At 59.3% G+C, this 24,856-nt stretch carries 25 protein-coding genes; 16 read left to right on the plus strand and 9 right to left on the minus strand.

All coding sequences use genetic code 11. The features are described from left to right. Positions 1-29: 29 nt before the first annotated feature. Positions 30-1,274, plus strand: coding sequence for a lipoprotein-releasing ABC transporter permease subunit (locus J1G18_RS25135; RefSeq protein ID WP_134786950.1), 1,245 nt, complete (start codon positions 30-32; stop codon positions 1,272-1,274). Positions 1,275-1,382: 108 nt separating this feature from the next. Here J1G18_RS25135 and J1G18_RS25140 read toward each other — a convergent pair whose 3' ends face one another. Beyond that, positions 1,383-2,732: a heavy metal sensor histidine kinase gene (locus J1G18_RS25140; protein ID WP_223009014.1), complete on the minus strand. Its 1,350-nt coding sequence runs from the start codon at positions 2,730-2,732 to the stop codon at positions 1,383-1,385. After that, on the minus strand, positions 2,732-3,412 hold the full coding sequence (locus J1G18_RS25145) for a heavy metal response regulator transcription factor (protein ID WP_134786948.1): 681 nt from the start codon (positions 3,410-3,412) through the stop codon (positions 2,732-2,734). The genes J1G18_RS25140 and J1G18_RS25145 overlap by 1 nt, the downstream gene beginning before the upstream one ends. A 154-nt stretch (positions 3,413-3,566) precedes the next feature. Between J1G18_RS25145 and J1G18_RS25150 the strand changes: the two genes are divergently transcribed. Then, on the plus strand, positions 3,567-4,100 hold the full coding sequence (locus J1G18_RS25150) for a plastocyanin/azurin family copper-binding protein (RefSeq protein WP_223009016.1): 534 nt from the start codon (positions 3,567-3,569) through the stop codon (positions 4,098-4,100). A gap of 61 nt (positions 4,101-4,161) precedes the next feature. Then, complete coding sequence (queF, locus tag J1G18_RS25155) at positions 4,162-4,992, plus strand: NADPH-dependent 7-cyano-7-deazaguanine reductase QueF (RefSeq protein WP_098964791.1); 831 nt, start codon at positions 4,162-4,164, stop codon at positions 4,990-4,992. Between the two features lie 178 nt (positions 4,993-5,170). Here queF and J1G18_RS25160 read toward each other — a convergent pair whose 3' ends face one another. Both J1G18_RS25160 and J1G18_RS25165 read right to left on the minus strand, forming a co-directional pair. Then, the gene (locus tag J1G18_RS25160; protein WP_083368391.1) at positions 5,171-5,434 is read right to left on the minus strand and encodes a DUF4404 family protein; all 264 of its coding nucleotides are present in this window, start codon (positions 5,432-5,434) and stop codon (positions 5,171-5,173) included. A gap of 109 nt (positions 5,435-5,543) precedes the next feature. Further along, positions 5,544-6,164 (minus strand): phosphatase, encoded by a 621-nt coding sequence (locus J1G18_RS25165; protein ID WP_103368826.1) that lies wholly within the window; start codon positions 6,162-6,164, stop codon positions 5,544-5,546. 197 nt (positions 6,165-6,361) lie between these two features. On the opposite strand from J1G18_RS25165, the gene J1G18_RS25170 reads away from it, so the two are divergent. After that, the gene (locus tag J1G18_RS25170; protein WP_115989289.1) at positions 6,362-7,051 is read left to right on the plus strand and encodes a VacJ family lipoprotein; all 690 of its coding nucleotides are present in this window, start codon (positions 6,362-6,364) and stop codon (positions 7,049-7,051) included. 52 nt (positions 7,052-7,103) lie between these two features. On the opposite strand, the gene J1G18_RS25175 is transcribed toward J1G18_RS25170, so the two are convergent. Then, positions 7,104-7,403 (minus strand): PilZ domain-containing protein, encoded by a 300-nt coding sequence (locus J1G18_RS25175; RefSeq protein ID WP_134786945.1) that lies wholly within the window; start codon positions 7,401-7,403, stop codon positions 7,104-7,106. 274 nt (positions 7,404-7,677) lie between these two features. Between J1G18_RS25175 and rssB the strand changes: the two genes are divergently transcribed. Next, on the plus strand, positions 7,678-8,862 hold the full coding sequence (gene rssB / locus J1G18_RS25180; RefSeq protein ID WP_041074010.1) for a two-component system response regulator RssB: 1,185 nt from the start codon (positions 7,678-7,680) through the stop codon (positions 8,860-8,862). Then, entirely contained in the window at positions 8,859-9,341 is a 483-nt protein-coding gene (rssC, locus tag J1G18_RS25185) for an anti-sigma factor antagonist RssC (protein ID WP_003226553.1), read from the plus strand. The genes rssB and rssC overlap by 4 nt, the downstream gene beginning before the upstream one ends. Positions 9,342-9,555: 214 nt before the next feature. Here rssC and tal read toward each other — a convergent pair whose 3' ends face one another. Together tal and J1G18_RS25195 are read right to left on the minus strand one after the other, a co-directional pair. After that, positions 9,556-10,482: a transaldolase gene (gene tal / locus J1G18_RS25190; RefSeq protein WP_027611470.1), complete on the minus strand. Its 927-nt coding sequence runs from the start codon at positions 10,480-10,482 to the stop codon at positions 9,556-9,558. Between the two features lie 207 nt (positions 10,483-10,689). After that, the gene (locus J1G18_RS25195) at positions 10,690-11,640 is read right to left on the minus strand and encodes a glycosyl hydrolase family 5 (RefSeq protein WP_223009018.1); all 951 of its coding nucleotides are present in this window, start codon (positions 11,638-11,640) and stop codon (positions 10,690-10,692) included. 291 nt (positions 11,641-11,931) lie between these two features. Between J1G18_RS25195 and J1G18_RS25200 the strand changes: the two genes are divergently transcribed. From J1G18_RS25200 to J1G18_RS25235, 8 genes are all read left to right on the plus strand, one after another. Next, on the plus strand, positions 11,932-12,372 hold the full coding sequence (locus tag J1G18_RS25200) for a low molecular weight protein-tyrosine-phosphatase (RefSeq protein WP_047600109.1): 441 nt from the start codon (positions 11,932-11,934) through the stop codon (positions 12,370-12,372). A 38-nt stretch (positions 12,373-12,410) separates the two neighbouring features. Continuing rightward, positions 12,411-14,639 (plus strand): polysaccharide biosynthesis tyrosine autokinase, encoded by a 2,229-nt coding sequence (locus J1G18_RS25205; protein WP_223009028.1) that lies wholly within the window; start codon positions 12,411-12,413, stop codon positions 14,637-14,639. 39 nt (positions 14,640-14,678) lie between these two features. Then, complete coding sequence (locus J1G18_RS25210; RefSeq protein WP_027611474.1) at positions 14,679-15,761, plus strand: glycosyltransferase; 1,083 nt, start codon at positions 14,679-14,681, stop codon at positions 15,759-15,761. A gap of 14 nt (positions 15,762-15,775) precedes the next feature. Then, on the plus strand, positions 15,776-16,888 hold the full coding sequence (locus J1G18_RS25215; protein ID WP_097088582.1) for a polysaccharide pyruvyl transferase family protein: 1,113 nt from the start codon (positions 15,776-15,778) through the stop codon (positions 16,886-16,888). Continuing rightward, the gene (locus tag J1G18_RS25220) at positions 16,885-18,114 is read left to right on the plus strand and encodes a polysaccharide biosynthesis C-terminal domain-containing protein (RefSeq protein ID WP_223009030.1); all 1,230 of its coding nucleotides are present in this window, start codon (positions 16,885-16,887) and stop codon (positions 18,112-18,114) included. The genes J1G18_RS25215 and J1G18_RS25220 overlap by 4 nt, the downstream gene beginning before the upstream one ends. Then, positions 18,105-19,208 carry a hypothetical protein gene (locus J1G18_RS25225; protein ID WP_003226536.1) on the plus strand — a complete coding sequence of 368 codons (1,104 nt, stop codon included), beginning with the start codon at positions 18,105-18,107 and terminating at the stop codon, positions 19,206-19,208. Before J1G18_RS25220 ends, J1G18_RS25225 begins: the two co-directional genes overlap by 10 nt. A gap of 12 nt (positions 19,209-19,220) precedes the next feature. Continuing rightward, positions 19,221-20,264: an acyltransferase family protein gene (locus J1G18_RS25230; protein ID WP_223009032.1), complete on the plus strand. Its 1,044-nt coding sequence runs from the start codon at positions 19,221-19,223 to the stop codon at positions 20,262-20,264. A 110-nt stretch (positions 20,265-20,374) separates the two neighbouring features. Beyond that, entirely contained in the window at positions 20,375-21,514 is a 1,140-nt protein-coding gene (locus J1G18_RS25235) for an SGNH/GDSL hydrolase family protein (RefSeq protein WP_223009034.1), read from the plus strand. Between the two features lie 83 nt (positions 21,515-21,597). Here J1G18_RS25235 and J1G18_RS25240 read toward each other — a convergent pair whose 3' ends face one another. Both J1G18_RS25240 and galU read right to left on the minus strand, forming a co-directional pair. Then, positions 21,598-22,002, minus strand: coding sequence for a mannose-1-phosphate guanylyltransferase (locus J1G18_RS25240; protein WP_134786935.1), 405 nt, complete (start codon positions 22,000-22,002; stop codon positions 21,598-21,600). 38 nt (positions 22,003-22,040) lie between these two features. Continuing rightward, on the minus strand, positions 22,041-22,874 hold the full coding sequence (gene galU, locus J1G18_RS25245) for a UTP--glucose-1-phosphate uridylyltransferase GalU (RefSeq protein WP_223009035.1): 834 nt from the start codon (positions 22,872-22,874) through the stop codon (positions 22,041-22,043). 389 nt (positions 22,875-23,263) lie between these two features. On the opposite strand from galU, the gene galE reads away from it, so the two are divergent. Together galE and J1G18_RS25255 are read left to right on the plus strand one after the other, a co-directional pair. Continuing rightward, complete coding sequence (galE, locus tag J1G18_RS25250) at positions 23,264-24,280, plus strand: UDP-glucose 4-epimerase GalE (protein WP_103368819.1); 1,017 nt, start codon at positions 23,264-23,266, stop codon at positions 24,278-24,280. Between the two features lie 231 nt (positions 24,281-24,511). Beyond that, on the plus strand, positions 24,512-24,748 hold the full coding sequence (locus tag J1G18_RS25255; protein ID WP_223009037.1) for a hypothetical protein: 237 nt from the start codon (positions 24,512-24,514) through the stop codon (positions 24,746-24,748). The last annotated feature ends 108 nt before the right edge of the window (positions 24,749-24,856 follow it).

The raw sequence follows: 24,856 nt of genomic DNA on the forward strand, positions 1-24,856 counted from the left end.
TCTTTTATTTTTATACGGTGCCCCAGCGAATGTTCAGACCGTTATCGATCTTTATTGGCACGCGCTATACCCGCGCCAAGCGCCGCAATCGCTTTGTTTCGTTCATCTCGATGACTTCGATGATCGGGCTCGCCCTCGGCGTGCTGGCGATGATCGTGGTGCTGTCGGTGATGAACGGCTTCCAGCGCGAAATGAGCTCGCGCATCCTTGGCATGGTGCCGCACGCGACCATCGTTGGCGTCAAGCCGATCGATGACTGGCAGCCGGTCGCCGCCGCCGCGCTGAAAAATCCGGAAGTGACCGCCGCCGTGCCGTTCACCGAGATGGAAGGCATGCTGTCTTACAAGGGTTTGATGCAGCCGATCCAGATCAGCGGCGTCGACCCGGCCCAGGAAGGCAAGGTGTCGATTGTGGCCCAGCACATTGTGCAGGGACGTCTCGATGACCTGAAGCCGGGCGAGTTCGGTGTAGTGATCGGTGAAATCACCGCGCGGCGCTTCCGCCTCAACGTCGGCGACAAGATCACTCTGATCGTGCCGGAAGTCAGCACCGCACCGGGGGGCATTACCCCGCGCATGCAGCGCCTGAACGTGGTCGGTGTGTTCAAGGTCGGCGCCGAACTGGACGGTTCGATGGGCCTGATCCACGTGGCCGATGCCGCGACCATGCAGCACTGGCAGCCGAATCAGGTGCAGAGTGTGCGCCTTGCGGTGAAGGATCTGTACGCCGCGCCGAAAGTCTCCTCGGACATCGCCGCAGGCCTGGGCGATGAGTTCAAGGCTGACGACTGGACTCACACCCAGGGCAGCCTGTTCAGCGCGATGAAAATGGAAAAAACCATGATCGGCCTGCTGTTGCTGATGATCGTCGCGGTGGCGGCGTTCAACATCATCGCCACGCTGATCATGGTGGTGAACGACAAAGGCGCAGACATCGCGATCCTGCGCACCATCGGCGCCACGCCACGGCAGATCATGGCGATCTTCATGGTGCAGGGCACGGTGATCGGCATTGTCGGCACATTGATTGGTGGCGTGCTCGGCGTGATCGCGGCGCTGAACGTCAGCGAAATGGTTGGCTGGGTCGAGCGCGTTACCGGGCAGCACATCTTCAGTTCCGACGTGTACTTCGTCAGCAACCTGCCTTCGGAATTGCAGGGCGGGGATGTGCTGTTGATCTGCTCGGCGGGCTTTATTCTGAGCTTCCTGGCGACGGTGTATCCGGCGTTGCGGGCGGCGAAGATTGAGCCTGCTCACGCGCTGAGATATTCGTAAGCTTCAATATCGCCTTCGCGAGCAAGCCCGCTCCCACACTGGATCTGTGTCGTTCACGAATCCAATGTGGGAGCGAGCTTGCTCGCGAAGGGGCCGGAACTGTCGGCCTCAATCCTTCTTGGGCAACTCAATCACAAACCGCGTCCACCCCGCAGCCGATTCGCAATGAATCTGCCCACCATGGGCGCGGACGATCGATTGGGTAATCGCCAGCCCCAGCCCCGCATGTTCACTGCTGCCTTCCTGCCGCGCCGGATCTGCTCGATAAAACCGGTCAAACAGCCGTGGCAACAACTCTGCTGGAATGCCTTCGCCACTGTTCTCCACCGACACCTGCGCTATGTGCGGTTGATCGACGATGGACAGGCGCACGCTGCCTGACGCCGGGGTGAAGCGCAGCGCGTTATCCAGCAGATTCGACAAGGCCCGGCGCAACATATTGCGATCACCTTCCATGCGCGCATGACCTTCGCGGCTCAGCGTCACCCCGGCGTCCTCGGCCAGTGGCGCAAAAAACTCCAGCAGCATATCGCTCTCATCTGCCAGTTCCAGTGCCTCACGCTTGGGCATCAGCAAACCGTGGTCAGCCTTGGCCAGATAAAGCATGTCGTTGACCAGTTGCGCCATCCATTGCAGTTCTTCGAGATTGCTGTGCAGGGCTTCGCGGTAATCCTCGATCGGTCGCGGGCGGGTGAGGGTGACCTGGGTGTGGGTCAGCAGGTTCGACAGCGGTGTGCGCAGTTCATGGGCGATGTCGGCAGAGAACGCCGACAGCCGTTGAAACGAGTCATCGAGGCGTCCGAGCATGGCGTTGAAGCTGTGGGCCATTTCCGCAAGCTCCGGCGGCATTTGCGCTTCCGGCAGTCGGGCGTTGAGCGAATGTGCAGAAATCCCACGGGCGACTGCGCTCATACGGCGCAACGGACGCAAACCGCTGCGCGCGGCCCACGCGCCGAGCAGCGCAGTGGCCAGGGCCGACAAGCCGACGGTCAGCCAGATCAGATGCTGCATGCGTTGCAGGAAGTGCTGGTGATGGGTGATGTCCAGCAGCAGAGTGAGCTGTGGCGAGTCGGTTTTGTCAGGGTAGAGCGGGGCGTTGAGCACGCGGTAGTCGGCGCCGTCATGGCTGATGGTCGACAGGCCCGGCTGTTGCGGCAAGTCCTGCGGTAAATTGATCGAGCTGTCGTACCAGCGCTGGCCGTCACTGCCGGTAATACGCAGCGCCAGATCGGCCTGACGGCTCAGCTCATCCGCCAGCCGCGCCTCACGCTGAGCCGGTTGCACATCCTGCAAGGCTCGGCGCAAACCGATCAGCTTGCCGTCCAGCAATTGCTGATCGAGCTCAATGAAGTGCGCCTCGCTGGCGCGGCTGAACAGCACTCCGGCGAATAGCGAGACCACGGCGGTGCAGGCGGCAAAGAGCAGCGCCAGACGAGAAGTCAGCGACAGGCGACGCATCAGGCCGGACGCTCTTCAAGCACGTAACCCATGCCGCGCACGGTGTGGATCAGTTTGTTGGGAAAGTCATCGTCGATCTTCAGGCGCAGGCGCCGGATCGCCACTTCGATCACGTTGGTGTCGCTGTCGAAGTTCATGTCCCAGACTTGCGAGGCAATCAGCGATTTCGGCAACACTTCACCCTGGCGGCGCAGGAGCATTTCCAGCAGGGCGAATTCCTTGGCGGTCAGGTCGATGCGCTGACCACTGCGTTCGACCCGACGGCGAATCAGGTCCAGACGCAGGTCGGCCAGTTGCAGACTGGTTTCCTGGGGCAGGGCGCTGCCCCGGCGCAGCAGGCTGCGCACCCGGGCCAGCAGTTCGGAGAAGGCGAAGGGTTTGACCAGATAATCGTCGGCGCCGAGTTCGAGGCCGTGCACCCGGTCTTCCACGGCGTCCTTGGCGGTGAGAAACAGTACCGGCGTGTCGAGGCCGGCGTTGCGCACCGCCTGCAGAATCTGCCAGCCACTGCGCCCGGGCAGCATCACGTCGAGAATCAACAGCGCATAATCCCCGTTCAACGCCAGTTGCTGACCGCTGACGCCGTCGGCCACCAGTTCTGTGTTGAAGCCGGCCTCGGTCAGGCCCTGGCGCAGGTAGTGGCCGGTTTTCGGTTGGTCTTCGACGATCAGCAGTTTCATGGGCGACTCGGGTTGTAGGAACAAAAGCGTTATACCGTGGGAGCAGCCGACACACGCCAACCTGACAAAGTTGTAATCTGCCTGTCAGGTAGCTGCCAGCGCAGGCGGGCTAGAGTTTCCCACAGGCTGAACCTTATCTTGTTGGAGTATGACTATGTTTTTGCGCAACCCTCTGGCCGTCGCCGCCTGCTTGCTAGCGCTGAGTTCACCTGTCTGGGCCGCTCCCGCGCACACTTATGATTTTGGCCAACCGGCACCAGCAGCCAAGGCTACTCGCAGCATTGAAGTTGTACTGAACGACATGTCGTTCGATCCCAAGGCGATTCAGGTCAAGGCCGGTGAGACGGTTCGCTTTGTGCTGGTGAATAAAGGCCAGTTGCTGCACGAATTCAACCTCGGTGACGCGGCGATGCATGCCCAACACCAGCAGGAAATGTTGCAGATGCAGCAAAGCGGCATGCTCACGCCTACCGGCATGAAAGAAATGTCCCACGACATGGCGGACATGGATCACGGCAGCATGGACCACGGCATGAAGCACGACGACCCCAACAGCGTGCTGGTCGAGCCGGGCAAGACCGCCGAGCTGACGTGGACCTTCAGCAAGGCCACCAGCCTGGAATTTGCCTGCAATATTCCCGGTCACTACCAGGCGGGCATGGTCGGCAAACTGACTGTCAGTCAGTAAGCACTCAAAGGCGGGCGCAAAGGCTGATAGAATCCGCTGATTCTTCAGTCAGGTTTCCGCCATGCATCCCGCAGCCGAACATTCGCCGCTGGGCAAATCCAGCGAATACATCGCCACGTACACGCCGTCCCTGCTGTTCCCGATTCCGCGCACCGCGAAATGGGCCGAGCTGGGCCTGACCGCCGAAACCCTGCCGTATAAAGGCGTGGATTTCTGGAATTGCTTCGAACTGTCGTGGTTGTTGCCATCGGGCAAGCCGGTGGTGGCGATCGGTGAATTCAGCATTCCGGCGGATTCGCCGAACATTATCGAATCGAAGTCGTTCAAGTTGTACCTGAACTCGCTGAATCAGACACCGTTTGCCGATATCGCCAGCCTGGAGGCGACGCTGGTCAAGGACCTGTCGGCCGCTGCCGGCAAACCGGTCGGCGTACGGGTACGCAGCCTGAAGGACGTCGAAGCCGAAGGCGTCGTGGCGTTGCCGGGCGTGTGCATCGACGATCTGGACATCAGCGTCAGCAACTATGAGCATCCGCGTCCGGAACTGCTGCGTTGCGATGATTCGAAGATTGTCGAAGAGAGCGTGCATAGCCATCTGCTCAAATCCAACTGCCCGGTGACCAGTCAGCCGGACTGGGGCAGCGTGGTGGTGGAATATCGTGGCGCGGCGCTGGATCACGCGAGTCTGCTGGAATACATCGTCAGTTTCCGCCAGCACTCGGACTTCCACGAGCAGTGTGTGGAGCGGATTTTCCTCGACCTGCAGCGTTTGCTGAAGCCGGAGAAACTCACGGTGTTTGCACGGTATGTGCGCCGGGGCGGGCTGGATATCAACCCGTATCGCAGCACTGAAGCGGTACAACTGCCGAACCACCGCCTGGTCCGTCAATAAACATCTGAATTGTGGGAGCGGGCTTGCTCGCGAAAGCGGTCTGTCAGTTGATGATGCATTGGCTGACAGACCGCTTTCGCGAGCAAGCCCGCTCCCACATTGGAATGTGTTTCAAATTGTGGAAATGAAAAAGCCCTGCCAGCGCTGGCAGGGCTTTTTGCATTTCAGGGGAGGGAAATCAGATCCCCATGCTACCCAACGCATTGACGATATTGCGCAGGGTGCCGGCAATGGCCGGGTGTTCGAGTTCAAAGCGGTCCACCGCCAGGTTCACGCCATCGGCGATGCTGGCATCCTGAGTGGCGCTCTCCAGTTTGATTTCCGATTCGATCTGCGCCATCAGCGCATGCAGATCTTCACGTTCGGCTTCGGACAGCGGAGGATTCTGCTCCAGTTGCTCGCGCAGGGTGTCGAGTTGTTTTTGCAGTTCTTGGGCGGGCATGGTGGGGTTCCTTTTATCAAGAGGCACTGGCATTGACCGCAGCCGCGCGCCAAAGGTCTATGGCTGACCTTTAGATTAATCCACTCTGCTGCAACCTGCATGATCCCGGTCAGGGCTTTTCGCCCTTGAGGCGGCGCAGGTTGATGTCGGCCAGGCAGGTGTCGAGTTCGCCCAGATGATCGATCACCGAATGCACGCCCAGCCCGAACAACTGCAGGGTTGCCTTACCGCGTCGTTGGTCGCGTTCGTTCTGGCTCAGCGCTTGCCACTCGCTCGGCGACAGGCCGCACAGTGAGCCGCAGGACGCCAGGCCGATGGTCCACAGCCCGGCGTTGAGGCCCGCTTGCAGCAACCGGGGCTCGCCGCTCACCAGCACGCAGCCATCCAGGCAGCTGACGTTCAAACCCATCAGCGCCTGCCAGCAGGCGTTCGGTGCGGGCCATGGATTGATTGTTGCTGAATATTGCGTCGGTTTGATCCACGCCGGCAGAGAGGCCGCCAGGGGTTGCGCGAGGGCAGGGGGCAGCTCGTCGATCCACGCACAGGGAATCTGCTGGCGCTGCAGGCTGAGCAGGCTGTCGAGTGCGCCGGGTGTGGCGTCGGCGTGCTCGGGCAGTACGCTGGCGTGTTGATGGGCACGGGCGCCGAAATCCACCAGACAGCCACTGAGTCCGAACAGCACGGCGGTCAGGCCGGGCGCGGCGACAGGCAAGACTTCAGCGTGGGTCATGGCAACGTCCCTGAAATAGGCATGAGGCTAGGCGACGCCGGTGACAGTTGGATGACAGGTGTGTGAAGGCGCTCCCTGGAAACGTCCTGCATTACTCTTCACGGGTGGACTGCCCAAAACGGCTTTTGCGCTTATACTAGCGCTCTTAACGCCTGGGCCCGGGTGCCCGCGCCAGTAAAAATCCAAGGAGTTTTTCTATGCGCTGGAGCAATCCTCTCGCTCAGCTATGTGTATGTGCCAGCGTCCTGCTGGTTCCGTTCGCCGCCAACGCTGCAACGGAAGAAGACCCTTGGGAAAGCGTCAACCGCCCGATCTTCCAGTTCAACGACTTCGTCGACACCTACGCGCTCAAGCCGCTGGCGCAGGGTTATGAGTTCGTGACGCCGCAGTTCCTCGAAGACGGCATCCACAACATGTTCCGCAACGTCGGTGACGTCACCAACCTGGCGAACAACATTCTGCAGGCCAAGCCGGCAGCAGCCGGTGTCGATACCGCGCGTATCATCTTCAACACCACCTTCGGCCTGCTGGGCTTCTTCGATGTCGGTACCAAAATGGGCCTGAATCGCAGTGACGAAGACTTCGGTCAGACCCTCGGTTACTGGGGCGTCAGCAGCGGCCCTTACGTGATGCTGCCGTTGCTCGGCCCGAGCACCCTGCGTGATGCACCGTCCAAGTACGTCGACAGCTACACCGGTCCGTACCGCTACATCAACGACGTGCCTGTCCGTAACTCGGTGTTCGGCCTGAACATCGTCGACACCCGCGCCAGCCTGCTGTCGAGCGAGAAGCTGATCAGCGGCGACAAATACACCTTCATCCGCAACGCCTACCTGCAGAACCGCGAGTTCAAGGTCAAGGATGGTCAGGTCGAAGACGATTTCTGATTTCGACCGATGACAGGAAGGCGGCCCGCGAGGCCGCCTTTTTTGTGTGCGCTTATTTCATCTGCAGAATGGTCAGGCCGAGCTTCTGTCCATCGCCGTCCTGAGCCTTGACCCAGACCACTTCGGTCTCCGCTTCCAGCCCGCTCAGCGCCGCATGATCGGAATCGATGCGCACGCTCAAACGGTCACCGACCGCGAACTGGCGCGGTGCTTCGACCTGCATGCCGCTGCTGGAGAGGTCGATGCACACGCCGGCGATCTCATCACCTTCATGAATCAACACCACATCGGCATCGACCCGCATGCGTATGAAATCGCGCTTTTCGCTGTAGTCCCGACCGGTTTGACTCATGGCTTCGACCTTCCATTGGGTTACGGTTTGAGCTGTTCTTATAACTCTCGGTGATTTGACAAGTAAAGTCGTCAAGCGACCATCGGCGCATGCTTGAAACGCCCCGCGGATGGGAGTACCGTCTGCGCCTTAGAAGGGCACCTCTGGTGCAATCGCGTTCCGGCTCAATGCTCGAAAGCGGTGCAGCAGAGAGGCTAGAAAGCGAATCCAGTAGTCTGAGCCGGGCCGATGCCCCGCCTGCTACGCCAACCTAATTCTGGCGCCGTTTGCCCACATGCCAAAAACCAGTGCCACGCTGCTGATAATCGATGATGACGAAGTAGTGCGCGCGAGCCTCGCGGCCTATTTGGAAGACAGTGGTTTCAGCGTCCTGCAGGCCAGCAACGGCCAACAGGGTCTTCAGGTATTCGAGCAAGACAAGCCCGACTTGGTCATCTGCGATCTGCGCATGCCGCAGATGGGTGGTCTCGAACTTATCCGTCAGGTCACCGAGCGCTCACCGCAAACGCCGATGATCGTCGTTTCGGGTGCCGGCGTGATGAACGACGCGGTCGAGGCGCTGCGCCTGGGTGCGGCGGACTACCTGATCAAGCCTCTCGAAGACCTGGCCGTGCTCGAGCATTCGGTGCGTCGCGCGCTGGATCGTGCGCGCCTGCTGCTGGAGAACCAGCGCTACCGCGAGAAGCTGGAGAAGGCCAACCGCGAGCTCGAAGCCAGCCTGAACCTGCTCCAGGAAGACCAGAACGCCGGTCGTCAGGTGCAGATGAACATGCTGCCGGAAAGCCCGTGGCGCATCGACGAGTTCCAGTTTGCCCACCAGATCATCCCGTCGCTGTACCTGTCGGGTGATTTTGTCGACTACTTCCGTGTCGACGAGCGTCGGGTGGCGTTCTACCTGGCCGACGTATCGGGCCATGGCGCCTCGTCAGCGTTCGTCACGGTGCTGCTGAAGTTCATGACCACGCGCCTGCTGTTCGAGTCCAAGCGCAACGGCACGTTGCCGGAATTCAAGCCTTCGGAAGTCCTTGGTCATATCAACCGGGGGCTGATCAGTTGTAAGCTGGGCAAACACGTCACAATGGTCGGTGGAGTCATCGACGAGGAGACCGGTTTGTTGACCTATAGCATCGGCGGCCATCTGCCGTTGCCTGTGTTGTACACGCCTGACAGTGTTCGTTACCTCGAAGGCCGCGGTTTGCCGGTGGGCCTGTTCAATGAGGCCACCTACGAAGATCACGTGCTTGAGCTGCCTCCGACGTTCAGCCTGACGCTGATGTCCGACGGCATTCTGGATCTGTTGCCAGAACCGACGCTCAAGGAAAAAGAAGCCGCTTTGCCCCAACGGGTGAAGTCGGCGGGCGGCAGCCTGGATGGTCTGCGGCAAGTGTTTGGATTGGCCACGCTAGGGGAGATGCCGGATGATATCGCCCTGTTGGTGTTGAGCAGGAACCTTCAATGAGTACCGGTAGAATCCAGTTCGCCGAGCAGGACGGCACCTTCGTCCTGAAGTTCGTCGGTGAAGTTCGCCTGACCCTGTGTTCGGCGTTGGATGCGACTATTGAGAAAATCTTCACCGCGTTGAATTTCAACGCGATCGTGATCGATTTGACCGAAACCCGCAGCATCGACAGCACCACCCTCGGCCTGCTGGCCAAACTGTCGATCCTGTCGCGGCAAAAGGTCGGCCTGCTGCCGACCGTCGTCACCACCCACGAAGACATCACCCGGCTGCTGCAGTCGATGGGCTTCGAGCAGGTGTTCAACATCGTCAACCACCCGGTGCCGTGCCCCGAGTGCCTGGATGACCTGCCGGATCAGGACCAGTCCGAAGAAGTGGTGCGGATCAAGGTGCTCGAAGCGCACAAGATCCTCATGGGCCTGAACGACTCCAATCGTGAAGCCTTCCATGATCTGGTGAATGCCCTCGAACGGCATTGATGGCCTGAAATGTGGGTAGGGCCTGCTGGCCCTATCGCGAGCAGGCTCACTCCTACAGGGTTTCTCATTCGACGCATAATCTTGAGTAATCCACAGATCCACTGTAGGAGTGAGCCTGCTCGCGATAGCTCTCGCCAAAACACTAATAATCCAGCAGGCACAAAAAAGGGCGAACCCAACCGGGTTCGCCCTTTTTGCATTTCAGCGACTCAGATCACAGCTTGGCCTGCAGCAGCGCCTCAAGCTTCTCCTGGTCACGGGCAAACTGACGGATGCCCTCAGCCAGTTTCTCGGTAGCCATCGCGTCTTCGTTGGACAGCCAGCGGAATTGCGCTTCGTTGAGGCTCAGGCGCGCTTCGCCGGCGTGGCCCGGGGCGAGTTTGCGCTCCAGTTTGCCAGTGTCTGCCGCGAGCTTGTCGATCAGGTCCGGGCTGATGGTCAGGCGATCGCAGCCGGCCAGTTGCTCGATCTGGCTCAGGTTGCGGAAGCTGGCACCCATGACCACAGTCTTGTAGTCATTGGCCTTGTAGTAGTTGTAGATGCGGGTGACCGACTGCACGCCCGGATCATCGGCGCCGGTGTAGTCGTTGCCGTTAGCCTTCTTGTACCAGTCGTAGATGCGGCCCACGAACGGCGAGATCAGGAACACCCCGGCGTCAGCGCAAGCGGCAGCCTGAGCGAAGGAGAACAGCAGGGTCAGGTTGGTCTGGATGCCTTCCTTCTCGAGGATCTCCGCAGCGCGGATGCCTTCCCAGGTCGAAGCGATCTTGATCAGCACGCGGTCGCGGCCGATGCCGGCCTTGTCGTACAGCTCGATCAGGCGATGCGCACGCTTGAGCACGGCGTCCTGGTCGAACGACAGGCGCGCATCCACTTCGGTAGAAATGCGGCCCGGAATCACTTTGAGGATTTCCTGGCCGACGGCGACGCCGAAACGGTCGCTGGCCAGGCCCACGTCGCCCTTGCAGTCGCTGACGCAGGCGTTCAGCAGCTCGGCGTAGGCGGGGATGGCGGCTGCCTTGAGCAGCAGGGAAGGGTTGGTGGTGGCGTCGACCGGCTTGACCCGGGCGATCGCTTCGAAGTCGCCGGTGTCGGCAACTACGGTGGTCATCTGTTTGAGTTGTTCCAGCTTGGAAGTCATGGGTGTGCTCTGTCCTGTGGGTTTGACGACATTACCCGAGCGTTGACAGCCACTCAAGGGCATCAAGGCGCAACGGGTTCCCCGGGGGCAACAACCTGAGAACGGCTGTTTGAACGGTGGGGCGCGGTATCGATGAATACGATGCCAAAATCGGCCGCAGGTTCAAAGCAACTGACGGCCAGCGCCCCTTGAGCACATTGATGGAGGTTATTGCTGGCTCAGCTGGGTTTTGACCGCAGTTTCGGCCGGTTTCGGCTGGCCATCGGACGTCAACAGACCGAAATTCTTCTCGCGGTCATTGCTGCCGGTGTCGCTGTTTTTCCACTCGTAAATCGAGGTCAGGGCAATGTTGCGGGTTTTGATATCGGCCACGAATGCACTGATTTTACTGGCTTGGCCTTCAGTTCCGCCGTTGGAGGGAAGCGCCGAGATGCCCCATTCGCTGATCACCCCCGGCAGATGGAAGTTCTGCTGGATAAACGCCTGGGCGTTGCTGATCTGCGTGCCGCTCATGCCGTAGGGATGGTAGGAGACCGCGTTGAGGCATTTGGGGTATTCGCTGACGATTCGGTTGAGTGCCACGGTGGACGCCGAGCCGGCAGTCGGCGGCCGGGCGAAGCCAAAACCGATCACCGGGACAGTCTGGGGTTTGTCTTGCAGGGTCTTGCACGCTGCGCTCATGAACGGCACGAACGTCGTGTCGAAATTGCCGGTCGGCCAGTAAGTGCCGAGGTCCGGCTCATTCCATAGCTCGATCGCCACCAGTTGTGAGCCATAGGTCGCTGCCAGGCTGGTCAGCGTGTTGGCATACGCGACCCCCGCGTTCGCCAGATCATTGGCCGGTAACGGCTTGGTCGCGCGCAGGGTCATCAGCACCGGAAGACCAGCAGCGCGGGCCACGGCGAAGGCATCGCTGATCTGCTTCTGGTAGGCCGCGCTGGGCAGGCTGTCAGTCCATACGCCAAAACGCACGAAACTGAAGCCGGTGGCTTTGACGCGCTCGGCGTCGGCAGCGGAAAAGGTCTGGACTTTGACCTGAACCCCGATGGTTTTATTGGCGGGCAATGCCGGGAACAGTTCATTGGCCTGGCTCTGGCCGGTTGCCGCCAGCAGTAACAGGGTCAGGGCGCTCAGGGGGTTGAGATGGGCTGATTTCATGTCGGTTCTCCGGGTGAGAAGTGACAACGGCGAAAAGGTATCTCGAGATAACTGTTTCGAAACTAACAATGGCACTAAGTGCGCCAATGTTATTTTTTGTCAGGAAAACCAGACCTGAAAATCACAGTTATTTTTAGTCCGTTAATTGTGTTTTGGCGGCTTTTGACCCTGTGGTACTTAATACGCTGGTACTAACAGGGCGAATCTATTTCTGAGTGCAGAATGATCTAGTGGGTTCATTAAGATCCGCTCTAGATGTTGGCAGAATGATATTACACAGGAATGTAAACCTTGTTCAAAAAGATCCTCGTCGTGTGCGTTGGCAATATTTGCCGAAGTCCGACAGCAGAACTTCTGCTGCGTAGCGCGCTGACCCCCTCAACCATTTCGGTGACGTCCGCAGGTCTCTCTGCGCGGGTCGGCGAAGGCATGGAAGCCTCGGCGCGCCAGGTGCTGGAAGACCACGGGCACAGCGCCGAGGGTTTCCAGGCCCGGCAATTGACCGCCGATATCGTCAATGAATCAGACCTGATTCTGGTGATGGAAAAACAACATGTGAATCAGGTGCTGAAGATTGCCTCGCACGCCCGAGGCAAAGTATTTCTTCTTGGCAAGTGGCAGAGCGAACGAGAAATACAGGATCCGTATCGTCAAGGTAAGGCCGCTTTTATACATGCCCATGCATTGATTGAAGATGCTGTTAGCTCGTGGGCGCAGCGCCTCGGACATTGATGAATATTCTTCAGATCAGTGAATGGTAAGAAAGACTTATGCAGTTACCGTCAGTAATCGCCAACCGTGATAACGATCAAGACAGTATTGATCTTCTCGGCATATTCGGCAGTTTGATCGACCAGAAATGGTTGATCGGTGCATTCACCGGTGCATTCATGGCCGCTGGTGTTGCCTACGCGGTATTGGCGACGCCGGTGTACCTGGCGAACGCACTGGTTCAGGTCGAACCGAAAAAGAACGACATGCTCGGTTTTTCCGACCTCAGCAGCATGCTCGGCGGGCAATCGCCGTCGGTGACCGAAATCGGCATCATCAAGTCCCGCGCGGTGATCGGCAAAACTGTCGACGACCTGCGCCTGGACATCGACGTCACCCCCAACACCTTCCCGGTGGTCGGCGGTTTTCTCGCCCGGCGTTATCGCGGCGAAACCGAGTTCAGCGTGGCGCCGCCGCGTTTTGGCTTCAACAGCTACGCCTGGGGCGGCGAGCGTCTGGAGTTTACCCGGCTCAATCTGCCCAAAGAGTTGTTGGGCAAGAAGCTCACCCTGGTGGCTGGCGAACAACAGCACTTTCAGTTGCTCGATGACAACGACAACCTGCTGGTCGAGGGCGTCGCCGGCGAAGCCTTCGCCCAGGACGGCGTCGAAGGTTTGATCGAGCGCCTGCAAGCCAACCCGGGTACTTGCTTTGAAGTGGTGCGCAATCCACGGATCGTGACCATTCAGGGTTACCAGGATGCGCTGGATATCTCCGAGCAAGGTAAAGAGTCGGGGATTATCCGTCTGGCGCTGGCCAGCGCCGATGCGGCCGAGGCGGTGAAGATCCTCAACAAGATCGCCGCGCTCTACGTGGACCAGAACGTGCGCCGCACCTCGGCGGAAGCGGCGCAGAGCCTGGCGTTCCTGCAAAGCCAGTTGCCGCAGGTCAAGCGTGATCTGGCCAAGGCCAGCGACGCGCTCAACGCGTATCAGACCCACGGCAAGACCGTGAACATTTCCCTGGAAACCCAGTCGGTGCTCGGTCAGTCCGTGGCGCTGGAAACGCGGATTTCCGAGCTGAAAATGCAGCAGGCGGAAATGGATCGCAAGTTCACCAAACAGCATCCGGCGTATCGCGCGCTGATGTCGCAGATCGGTGAGTTGACTCAGCAGCAGAAGTCGCTGGAAGGCAAGGTCGGTGATCTGCCGGCCACGCAGCAGGAGCTGCTCAACCTGACCCGCGATGTGGAAGTGGCTTCGCAAATCTACACGCAATTGCTGAACAAATCCCAGGAGCTGGACATCGTTCGCGCCGGTGCGGTGGGCAACGTGCGTTTGATCGACCCGGCGGATGTTGACCTGAGCAGCCCGGTCAAACCGAAAAAAGCCCTGATCGTGCTGATCGCAACGTTCCTCGGCGCCTTTCTCGGCGTAGCCCTGGTGCTGTTGCGCAAATCGTTGAGCAAAGGTCTGGAAGGGCCGGAAGCCATCGAACAGCTCGGGCTGCCGGTGTACGCGTCCATTCCCTACAGCGCCTTGCAGCGTGACGAGGACACGAAAAAAGGCCGAGCCAAAATCACCGCCGAGACGCCGGCCTATCTGCTGGCCCTGCGCAACCCGACCGACCTGTCCATCGAGTCGATCCGCAGCCTGCGCACCTGCCTGCATTTCGCCGCGCTGGATTCGACCAACAACCGCATCATGATCTCCGGCCCCAGCCCGCAGGTCGGCAAGACCTTCGTCTCGTCCAACCTCGCGGCGGTCATGGCGCAGAGCGGTCAGCGCGTGCTGCTGATCGACGCCGACATGCGCAAGGGCCACCTGCACAAGACGCTGAATGTGCCGATCGCCAATGGCCTGTCGGATCTGCTGGTCAAGCGCTGCAGCATCGAGCAGGCGATCAACACGGTGGAAATCGACAACCTGCACTTCATCAGCCGTGGTCAGGTTCCGCCGAATCCTTCCGAGTTGTTGATGCACGCCAACTTCCGCGACCTGCTCGCCGAACTGAGTCAGCGCTACGACGTGGTGATCATCGATACGCCGCCACTGCTCGCGGTTACCGACGCGGCGATTGTCGGGCGTGAAGCCGGGATCAGCCTGATCGTCACGCGGTTTGCGGTAAACCCGGCCAAGGAAATTGAAGCGACCATTCGCCGCTTCGCGCAGAACGGCATCGAGCTCAAGGGCGCGGTGTTCAACGGCGTCGAGAAGCGCGCTGCCAGCTACTACGGCAATGGCAGCTATGGCTATTACAACTACGAATACGCGTCGGACAAATCCTGAAATCAGGGGCGTTCCAACAGGCATGAAAGTGGGTGGGTTGTGAAGAAAATACTGCACGTGGCTGAAACGATAAAAGGTGGGGTCGCCACCGTTATCCGCACCATCTCGGCGTCGCCCGAAGGCCAGGATTCGAATTACGAGCTGGTCTATCTGGTGCCGCTCGACCAGAAACAAGAGCTGCACGGCATCGATGCACAGCAGATTCGCACGTTCGAACGCAGCGGGCGTGATGTGCGTTCGCTGCTGCGTTTTGCCTGGCAACTGACCCGGGTGATGCTCAAGGAAAAACCCGATGTGGTGCATTTGCACAGCACCTTTTCCGGGGTGATCGGCCGCGTGGTCTGTGTGCTTCTGCGACCGTGGCGCAAGCCGAAAATCGTCTACTGCCCGCACGCCTTTTCGTTCCTGATGGAAAGCTCGCCGACCAAGCAGAAGATCTACGCATGGATCGAGCGGGTCCTGCAGCGGGTCACCGACGTGATCATCTGCGTCAGCCGCTACGAGATGGACAAGGCTGCGCGGTTCGGCATTCAGCGCTCGCGCATGAAGCTGATCTACAACGGCATCCACCAGCGAGACGAAGCGCCGAAGGCCGAGAGCCCCGCGCCGATCCATCTGCTGTTCGTCGGTCGTCTCGACTACCAGAAAGGTTTCGACGTGCTGCTCAAGGCCTTCGCCAAGGTGCAGCGCAGTGATCTGAAACTGACGGTGGTCGGCAGTGCGGTCAACGAGGACACGGTCGAGTGCCCCGAGATGGACGCGGTCGAGTACCTGCCGTGGGTCACGCCGGCCGAAGTGCAGGCGCTGTATCAACAGGCCGACGCGCTGATCGTTCCGAGCCGCTGGGAAGGTTTTGCCATGGTGCCGCTGGAAGGCATGGCCATGGGCTTGCCGGTGATCGCCAGCAACTGCACGTCACTGCCCGAACTGGTCACCCATGAAGTGTCCGGCTACGTCTTTCCCACCGGTGATCATCAGGCGCTGGCCGACGTGCTGGCGCGAATCCAGAAGCCGCGGTTGCTCGACCTCGGCAGCGAAGGCCGGAACATCGTGCGCGAGCGTTTCAGCGCCGCGCTGATGATCCGCCAGACCTACGACGTGTATTGCGCTCCCACTTATTAAGTAGAACTCAGCTTATGAACGTAACGATTTTGCATGGCTACAGTGCGTCCAACTCCGGTGACGGCCTGCTCGTCGATCTGGCCATCGCGTTGGTGCAGCGCAACTTTGGCGAAGACACCGCGATCAATGTCGTGGCGTCCGACCCGCAGTCTTTCGCCTACCTGCCGCACCCGCGTTTCGATGCGCCGGTGATGGCGGCCAAGGGCCTGGGGCGGGTCAAGCAGGCGGTGTTCCTCAATCAGTCGTATGCCGGACTGGCGGATCTGTTGCGCAAGACCGATCTGATCGTCGGCGTCGGTGGCGGCTACATGCGCTCCAAAAGCGCCTTCGAACACATCAAGCTGAAACTCGGCCACGCCAAGCAACTGGAAACGGCGATCCTCAGCAAAGTGCCGTCGGTGTACCTGCCGCAAAGCATCGGTCCGTTCCATGGCGAGAGCCGCAAGATCGTCGATCACTACGCCAGCGCTGACGCGGTGTTCGTGCGCGATAACCGCTCCTCGGCAATGTTCGATGCCTGTGAAAACGTCTACCGCGCGCCGGATCTGGCGGTGCAGTCGTTGGCCAGCAAGATTCTTCAGCAGCCGAAGTTCACCCGCTGTGCCGCGTCGCCGGCCACTGTGTGCGTGGTGCTGCGCAAGCCGCCGGAGTGGAGCAAGGACAAGAAGGTCGCCTACGTCGCCAACCTGAAGTTGCTGCTGCAGCGCCTGAAGAACAAAAGCAAAGTGGTCTGCGCGGTGCAGAGCGCCGTTCGCGGCAACGATGACGGTGCGTTCTATCGCGAACTGGGCATCACCGAGGACCTGCTGTCGTTGAAGGCGACGATTGCCAAATATCAGCCGGACCTGGTGATCTCGGTGCGTCTGCACGGCGCCATCGAGTCGCTGCTGTCCGGTGTCCCGGCGTACCACATCAGCTATGAGCGCAAAGGCTTTGGCGCCTATCAGGACATGGGCGTGGAAGACTGGGTGATCAACGGTGGCGACATCAATGTCGACCAGATCATCGACACCGTTTACGCGCCGAACGCGCTGTCGAATTTCGGCAAGCGCCTGACCGATACCTGCCGCGAAATCGAAGCCAAGACGGTGATGATGGACGAGATCATCAAAGGCGTCGTTCGATGATATTTCGCTTGCTGCTGCGCGGCGGAGCCTTGGGCGCGAAGTTTCTGCTGGTGTTGGCCATCACCCATTACCTGGGCTACGAAGCGCTGGGGTTTTATGGCGTGGTGGTCGCGGCGTCGCTGATCGCTTCGAAGTTCTACAGCGTTGGTTTCAGTTCCGAGATCAATCGGCTGATCAGCGTTGGCGGCAGCTCGCGGCGGGTGGTCGACAAAGTCCTGTTGCTGTACCTGGCGGTGGGGCTGCTGCTGTCGCTGGTCACGGTGGGGATTTACTCGCTGTTTCAGCAGGTCGAGGCGAGCACCGCGCTGATCCTTTGCGTGACGCTGGTGCTGCTCACCGAACACCTGTCGTTCGAGATCAACTCGTTCGTGTTTTCTGCGCAGAAAGCCACCGCGGGCGCGCTGCTGTTCTTCATCAAGACCGGTCTCTGGGCGCTGCTGGCGGTGGGCGGGATGATGCTCGACTGGGTCTCCGGCATTGCCAGTGTGCTGTGGCTGTGGGTGGCCGCCAACGTGTTGGTGATCGTCGCTGGTTACCTGATCGTGGTGAACGTGCACAAGGGCCGGGTCAGCGAAGCACTGACAACCGCGACCGTGTGGAAAGCCGGGTTGCCGTTTTATTTCGGCACGGGGTTGATCGCCTTGAGTCAGTCCGTCGAGCGCTTCCTGATTGCCGATCTCGAGCCCTACGCCAGCTTGGGTAAATATGTGTACGCGTGGTCTGCGGCGAACACTTTGCAGGCGCTGTCCTACGCGGTGGTGGCGGTGGTGGGGATTCCGGTGCTGGCCAAGCGGTTTCAGGCGGATCAGCAGGCGTTCACGGTCACCCATTTGTTTGTCAACAAATGGGTGATGCGCTCGCTGCTGGTGTCGGCGGCGGTGGCGGTGCTGATCTATCTGTTCTTCAACGTGGTGCTCGATTACGTCGCCAGCAGCGTGCCGCGTCCGGATAACGCGATCCTCGGTGTACTGATTTTTTCCTTTGCCCTGCGGGCCATCGGCGACATCGTCTGGGGCGGTCTTATCGCTTCGAAAAACAGTCGGGTGTCATTCGCCAGCGCGGCCATTTGCCTGCTGGTGTCGGTGCCGGTCAGTTACCTGCTGATCAAACACTATTCGATTTATGGCGCGGCGTGGGGCAATGTCTTCGCGATTATCGTGCAGCTCGGGGTGATCGCCGTATTGACTCGGGCGACCCGTGCCAAAGGGGCGCTGGCATGGGGTTGAAGTTGCCGTGCATCGAGTTTCGCGGCCGCAAACTCGATTCTTCGCTGTCGTTCCTGATTCTGTTCACCGGGCTGTTTCTGTCGGTGGCGATGCCGCTGCTGATCCCGCGCGCTCCGGGCCCGGATGCCATGACCTTGTGGTCGTCCTACGCCCGCGCCGACAACTGCAATTTCTGGAATCCGTTCTCGCCGGATCGCTCCTCCTACGAGTGTTCGGCGTTCCTGCTGCGGCCCACCGGGATCAATCTCACCAACGCCTGGGCCTACGGGATGTTCTGCAATTTCTTCCTCACGGCGATTCCGGTAGTGGTGTTCCGGCGCATGCCGCTGGCGATCTTCGGCACCCTGTGCCTGTGGGGAATTGTGCGTTCGTTCTTTCTGGAAAACCTGACCAAGGAAATCATCGTTTCGGTGGCGGTGCTGAGCATCTTGTTCAGCTCGCTGACGCGCAAATACCGCGGCGGATTTTTTCTGTCGGCGGTGATCTACGGCGTGCTGATCCGGCCTTACTGGATTCTGTTTTCGTTGTCGTGGGTCGGCGTCTGCGTGATGAAAAAGTACGTGTCGCGCTTCACCTTTTTCCTGATGCTGTTCCTGTTTTATCTGGCGGTGGCCATGGCGATTCAGCTGGCGTTGGGGTTTCCGGTGTCGTCGATTCGCGCCAGCAACAACGAGTTGCGCACGGCCGGGGAGGAGGGTTCGAAATCGTTGATCGTCTCGTGGCTCAGCGGCAGTGACTTCGTTTCCCAGGCGCTGGACTCGATGATCATCTTCTTTCGGCTGTCGTTCCCGGTGGAGCTGATTCTGTTGTCCGGGCCGGGCCAGGTGATCTTTGTGGCGCTGATGATCATGACTGCGCTGCTGCTGTTCAAAGTCATCACCTCCACCGATTACAAAGGCGCGCCGATCGAAACCAAACCCAAGGAACTGATCGCGATTCCGCTGGCGTTCCTGCTGGTGCAGGGGTTGTTCGAACCGGACTTCGGCTCCTTCGCCCGGCACTTTTCCATGGTGGTGCCGGTGTTGTTTGTCGGCTTGGGTCTGATGTTGCGCGCGAACAAACCGGTGCGGGTTGAATCACGAGTTCTGAATTGAGGCAGGTGCTGTATGTCGAGCAAGAAAAAATCGCTGGAGATCGAAACCCTGCGTGGCCTGGCGTGCCTGCTGCTGGTGCTCTATCACGTCATTGGCCCGTTGGGCGGAGGCCTGAAGATCGATCTCGGCTCACCGTTCCGGGTGATCGCCGACTCGATGGTGTACGTGCGCATGCCGCTGTTCACCTTCATTTCCGGCTACATCTATTCGATCTACAAAATCCGTGGCAATGACTTTTCCGCATTCTTCAGCGGCAAGGTACGACGGCTGATCGTGCCGCTGTTTTGCGTCGGCGTGCCGTTCTCGGTGTTGCAGGCGGTGGGGCCGGGGGTGAACAAGGATGTCGGCGTGATCGATGCCTTGTTGTCGTTCTGGGTGCCGGTCAATCACTTCTGGTTCCTGCAGGCGGTGTTCATCATTTTCATGTTCGTCGGCCTGCTGGAATGGCGCGGGATGCTGCGCTCGATGACGCGCTTGTATCTGCTGTTCGCCTTCGCTGCGGCGGTGTTTCTGTTGCCGCCGTTCAAGCTCGATGCGTTCGGCATCAATGGCGCGATTTACCTGCTGCCGTTCTTTGTGGCGGGGATGATCGGCCAGGAAAATGTCGAGGCGTTGAAGCAACGGTTCAAGGTGATCGGGCCGCTGGTGTTTGTGTTGATTTCGTTGACGCTGCTGTACGTGGCGGCGATTGATCGTGAGTTGATCGTCGACCGCCGCAGCCTGATCGGTCTGACCGTGGGGTGTGTGTCCTGCATTGCTTTGCTGTCGAGTGACATGCGCTCGAAGTGGCTGACCTGGCTGGGCGGCTACTCTTACGCGATCTTTCTGTTCCATGTGCTGTTCGCGGCGACTTCGCGGTTTGTCATGGGGCGGCTGGGGGTGAAAGACGAAAGCATTCTGGTGCTCAGCGGACTGCTGTTTGGTCTGTTGGGGCCGGTGGTGCTGTCGATGATTTTCAGCCGCTTCAATGTCACTTCGGTGCTGTTTCTCGGGGAACGTGCGGCGAAGAAAAAACCGCTGGCGAGCGTTACCCCGGTGGTGCAGACCAATAGCTGAAAAGCTTCGCGAGCAAGCCCGCTCCCACAGGGATTGTGTGAGTTGCCGAGATCCAATGTGGGAGCGGGCTTGCTCGCGAAGGGGCCATTCCAGACTGAAGGAAATAATGCATGTTGGCAGTAAATGACGCTCAGCCCGTCGCAGCGTCGGTGGTGGAAGTAGGCGATGCCCGCGAGCGCTTTGCGCAGTGGCGCGAAGGCAAGGCCGGGAAGGTCTTGTCGGTCTCGGTGATCGGCGACAGCTACAGCGCCGGGCAGGATTTCTACCTGAACAAACTGGTACAGCGCGTGGCCGGCGAAGTCGGTTTTGCCGGCCCCGGTTACGTCGGTTTCAACCACGGCGCCGCGCTGGGCGGCACGCATTTCAAATACACCCGCAGCGGCGAAAAATACTTCGGTGGTGGCTGGCAAGTGTCCGGCCTCGGCCAAGCCAGCCCCGACAGCCGCACGGTGACCGGCAAGCCCGGTGCCTGGTTGCAAATCGATGCCAGCCCGACACCGGCCATCGACACCCAAGTCACCCAGGCGAAATTGCTCTATCTGGGCAACGGCGAAGCCAGTGAGCTGCGCTACCGTTGGACACCCTCGGAAGACTGGCAGCCATTGACGCTCAAGGGTTTGGGCGTTCAGGAAGTACCGCTTACAGGTCTCTCTTCAGCGCCAGACTGGTCATTCAAACTGGAAGTGGTGAAGGGCGCACCGACCTTGTTTGGCCTGTGGCTGAGCAACGATCAGCACGGCGTGCGGGTTTCAAAACTGGCGGCCTCGGGCGCGGCATCCGCGGATTTCTATCACCAGAACCCGCAATGGCAGGTGCAGTGGAAAGCCGCCGTGTCGAAGATCCCCGCCGACGTTTACCTGATCATGCTCGGCGGCAACGATCAGGGCTTCGGGGTCAAACCCGAACAATACCTGCACAACGTTCAGGGCCTGGTGGCGATGATCCGCGAGATCCAACCGGCGGCGAGCATCAACCTGATCATGCGTCAGGACACCACGCGTTCCAGCACCTATCCGATGTCGGCGTATGCACAGGTCTTGCAGCCGTGGGCGCACGAGCAGCAGCTGGGTTTTGCCAATCTGCAATGCGCGTTCGGCCCTGACGTCAAACGCTATGCGGCGGCGATGATCGGCCCGGACAAGATTCATCCGCAGCCGGCCACGGGCGGGAAAGTGATTGCCGATTACTTCTATCGCTGGATCGTCAGTGGCATCAACGCGGACAGTTGCGACCCAACGAAACCCCTGTAGGAGCTGTCGAAGGCTGCGATCTTTTGATCTTGAAAAAGAAATCAAAAGATCGCAGCGTGCCGCAGCTCCTACAGGGGCGTGTTTTATTTGAAGTTATCTATCTGGCTCAGGAGCTCAGCCGTTTTCTGCGGCATCAGTTGCGTGGCACACCGCGTCTCGACATTGATGATGATCGCCGGCTCGTTGCAGCACAGGCGTACGCGGAAGCGCCAGTCGCTGAAGATCACCTTCAGGCCATCACGATCGTCCATTTCCAGCGCCTGCTCGGCATACAGTTGTTTCAGATGGGCGAGCAGGGGATAGGGATCCGCCAGCGTGCGGCGAATGTCGCCGGACGAGGGAAACATGCCGATGCGTTCCACCAGCAAAATACTGCCCAGCCATGACTCGTTGGCGCTGGGCAACGGCTGATGGTGTGACAGCCAGCTGACCACCCCGAGGTTGCCCACCTCCCGTTCAATCTCTGCTGCATGCTGTGCCATGTTCATGGGTTGCCTCCTGAAAAGAGAAGTGGGCGGGGACCGTCTCAGCGGCCCTTGAGGTAGACGTTGTCGTAGCAGAAGTTGGTTGCCTGCAGGTAACCCTCGGCGTCGCCGCAGTCAAAGCGCAGGCCCTTGAACTTGTAAGCCAGCACGCAACCGTTCTGCGCCTGTTTCATCAGCGCGTCGGTGATCTGGATCTCGCCGCCCTTGCCCGGTTGGGTGTCGGCGATCAGGTCGAAGATGTCCGGGGTGAGGATGTAGCGGCCGATGATCGCCAGGTTCGACGGCGCGTCCTGCGGCGCCGGTTTTTCCACCATGTTATTGACCCGGTAGATGCCGTCGGAGATCAGCTCGCCGGCGATCACCCCGTACTTGTGGGTCTGGTCGGCCGGGACTTCCTGGATGGCGACGATCGAGCAGCGGAATCTCTTGTACAGCTGGATCATCTGCGACAGCACGCCGTCACCTTCCAGGTTCAGGCACAGGTCATCGGCCAGCACCACGGCGAAAGGTTCATCGCCGATCAACGGGCGGCCGCTGAGAATCGCGTGACCGAGGCCCTTCATTTCCACCTGACGGGTGTAGGAGAAGGTGCAGGTGTCGATCAGCTCGCGGGTGCCGGCGAGGAACTTCTCTTTCTCGGTGCCGCGGATCTGGTGTTCGAGTTCGTAGCTGATGTCGAAGTGGTCTTCCAGCGCACGCTTGCCCCGACCGGTGACGATGGCCATGTGTTGCAGGCCGGCGTCCCGTGCTTCTTCAACGGCGTATTCGATCAACGGCTTGTTGACGATCGGCAGCATTTCTTTGGGCATGGCTTTGGTCGCCGGCAAGAAACGCGTGCCGTAACCGGCAGCGGGGAACAAACATTTACGAATCATAAAAGTATCCTGGACAGTCATGGAACACAGGCAACGGATGCGCGCACTTATCAAGGCGCACAAGTTTCAATGATTATTGAGCGAGTACTTTAATACCTGAGTCAGGTTGTTAATGGCAATTAGCGCAGGGGGTAAAACATGACAATGTTATGAGATGTCGGTTAAGGCGTTATTAGTTATTTTTAGTCGGTATCTGTTGATAGTGATGAGTGTACTTGGGGTGCTAATAAGTACCGGGCAATACAGTTTGACCTGCAGAAATATTTATTGCCAGTGGTTGAACTAATTTTGTTTAAGACTGTTGTCGTCCTTATTTGTGTGGTGCGCCACAGATTCAATGAAAGGGACTTGACAGGCTACTTGTCACTTATCCAATGACGGACCGCGCTATGAAGATTCTGGTAACGGGTGGCGCCGGCTATATCGGCTCGCACACCACACTTGCGCTGCTTGAAGCAGGTTATGAAGTTGTTGTACTGGATAATCTTTGCAACAGCAGCGATGCGGCATTGCACGCGATAGAAGGTATCTGCGGCAAAAGCGCGCTGATGATTCGCGGCGATGTCTGCGACCGGGCGTTGCTCGACCGGATTTTCCGCGAGCATGCGATCGACGCGGTGCTGCATTTTGCCGGGCTCAAAGCCGTCGGCGAGAGCGTGCGCAAGCCGCTGGATTACTACGAGAACAACGTTGGCGGCAGCATTACGCTGTGTCAGGCGATGGCGGCGGCCGGGGTGTTCCGGCTGGTGTTCAGCTCTTCGGCCACGGTGTATGGCGAGCCTGAGCAGATGCCGATCCGCGAGGATTTCCCCACCGGCATTCCGACCAATCCTTACGGTCAATCCAAGCTGATCGTCGAGAACGTGCTGCGCGACCTGAGCCAGGCCGAGCCGCGCTGGAGCATCGCCTTGCTGCGTTACTTCAACCCGATCGGCGCGCATCACAGCGGGCATATGGGCGAAGACCCCAGCGGCATTCCCAATAACCTGCTGCCATACATCAGCCAGGTCGCGGTCGGCAGCCTGCAGGAACTGTCGATTTTCGGCGACGATTACCCGACGATCGATGGCACCGGAGTGCGCGATTACATCCACGTCGTCGACCTCGCCGATGGCCATCTCAAAGCCTTGCAATCGATTGCCGACCGTCCGGGCATTCATACCTGGAACCTTGGCACCGGCGACGGCTACAGCGTGATGCAAGTGCTGCATGCCTTCGAACAGGCCAGTGGACGTCCGGTGCCGTATCGGGTGATGCCGCGTCGCAGCGGTGACATTGCCGAGAGCTGGGCCGACGCCTCGAAAGCGCAAAAAGAACTCGGCTGGAAAGCCACGCGCAGTCTGCAGGACATGGTCACCGATACCTGGCGCTGGCAATCGAATCATCCGCGCGGTTATCTCGAATGATGTCGTTCTAATACTGAATGTTAGTTTCGGTCAGCTGTTAGATATCGTCGGGAAAATACGCTGGAAATGCCTTTTGCAAGTCCGTAGATATAAACCTGCCGTTCGACTTTTATCAGTTGGGTAAGACTGTGAAAGAACGACGGATCTTGTTCGCGCTTTTCGCGGACTTGAACGCTACCACCGCTAACAAAGACCGGTTTTTAACAGGTCGAATGTTAGAAAGGAGTCGATATGAAAAAAGTGATGGCGATTGCCCTGTTGACGATGTTGAACAACTGGGCGTCCGCTGCTGAAGCACCGCTAACTGCGGTGACCAATGTATCTGGCAGTGTGGCGGCTTCTACAGCGCCTGCTGCCAGTACTGCAATGGTTGCCAGTGCAGTCGCGGCGTCCAACAGCGGCGGAAGTGCCAACGGCGGTACCACTGGCACCACCGGTACTACCGGCACCACCGGCACGCACAACTAACAGGAACATTTGTTAGTGCAGTACAGGGTCGCCCGACGCAAGTCGGGTGACTTTATTTTTAGATTCGCCCTTGAATAGCGTAGTGCCATTATGACTCGTAGTTTTTCT

It is taken from the genome of Pseudomonas sp. MIS38, assembly GCF_019891575.1.
Classification (GTDB): domain Bacteria; phylum Pseudomonadota; class Gammaproteobacteria; order Pseudomonadales; family Pseudomonadaceae; genus Aquipseudomonas; species Aquipseudomonas putida_A.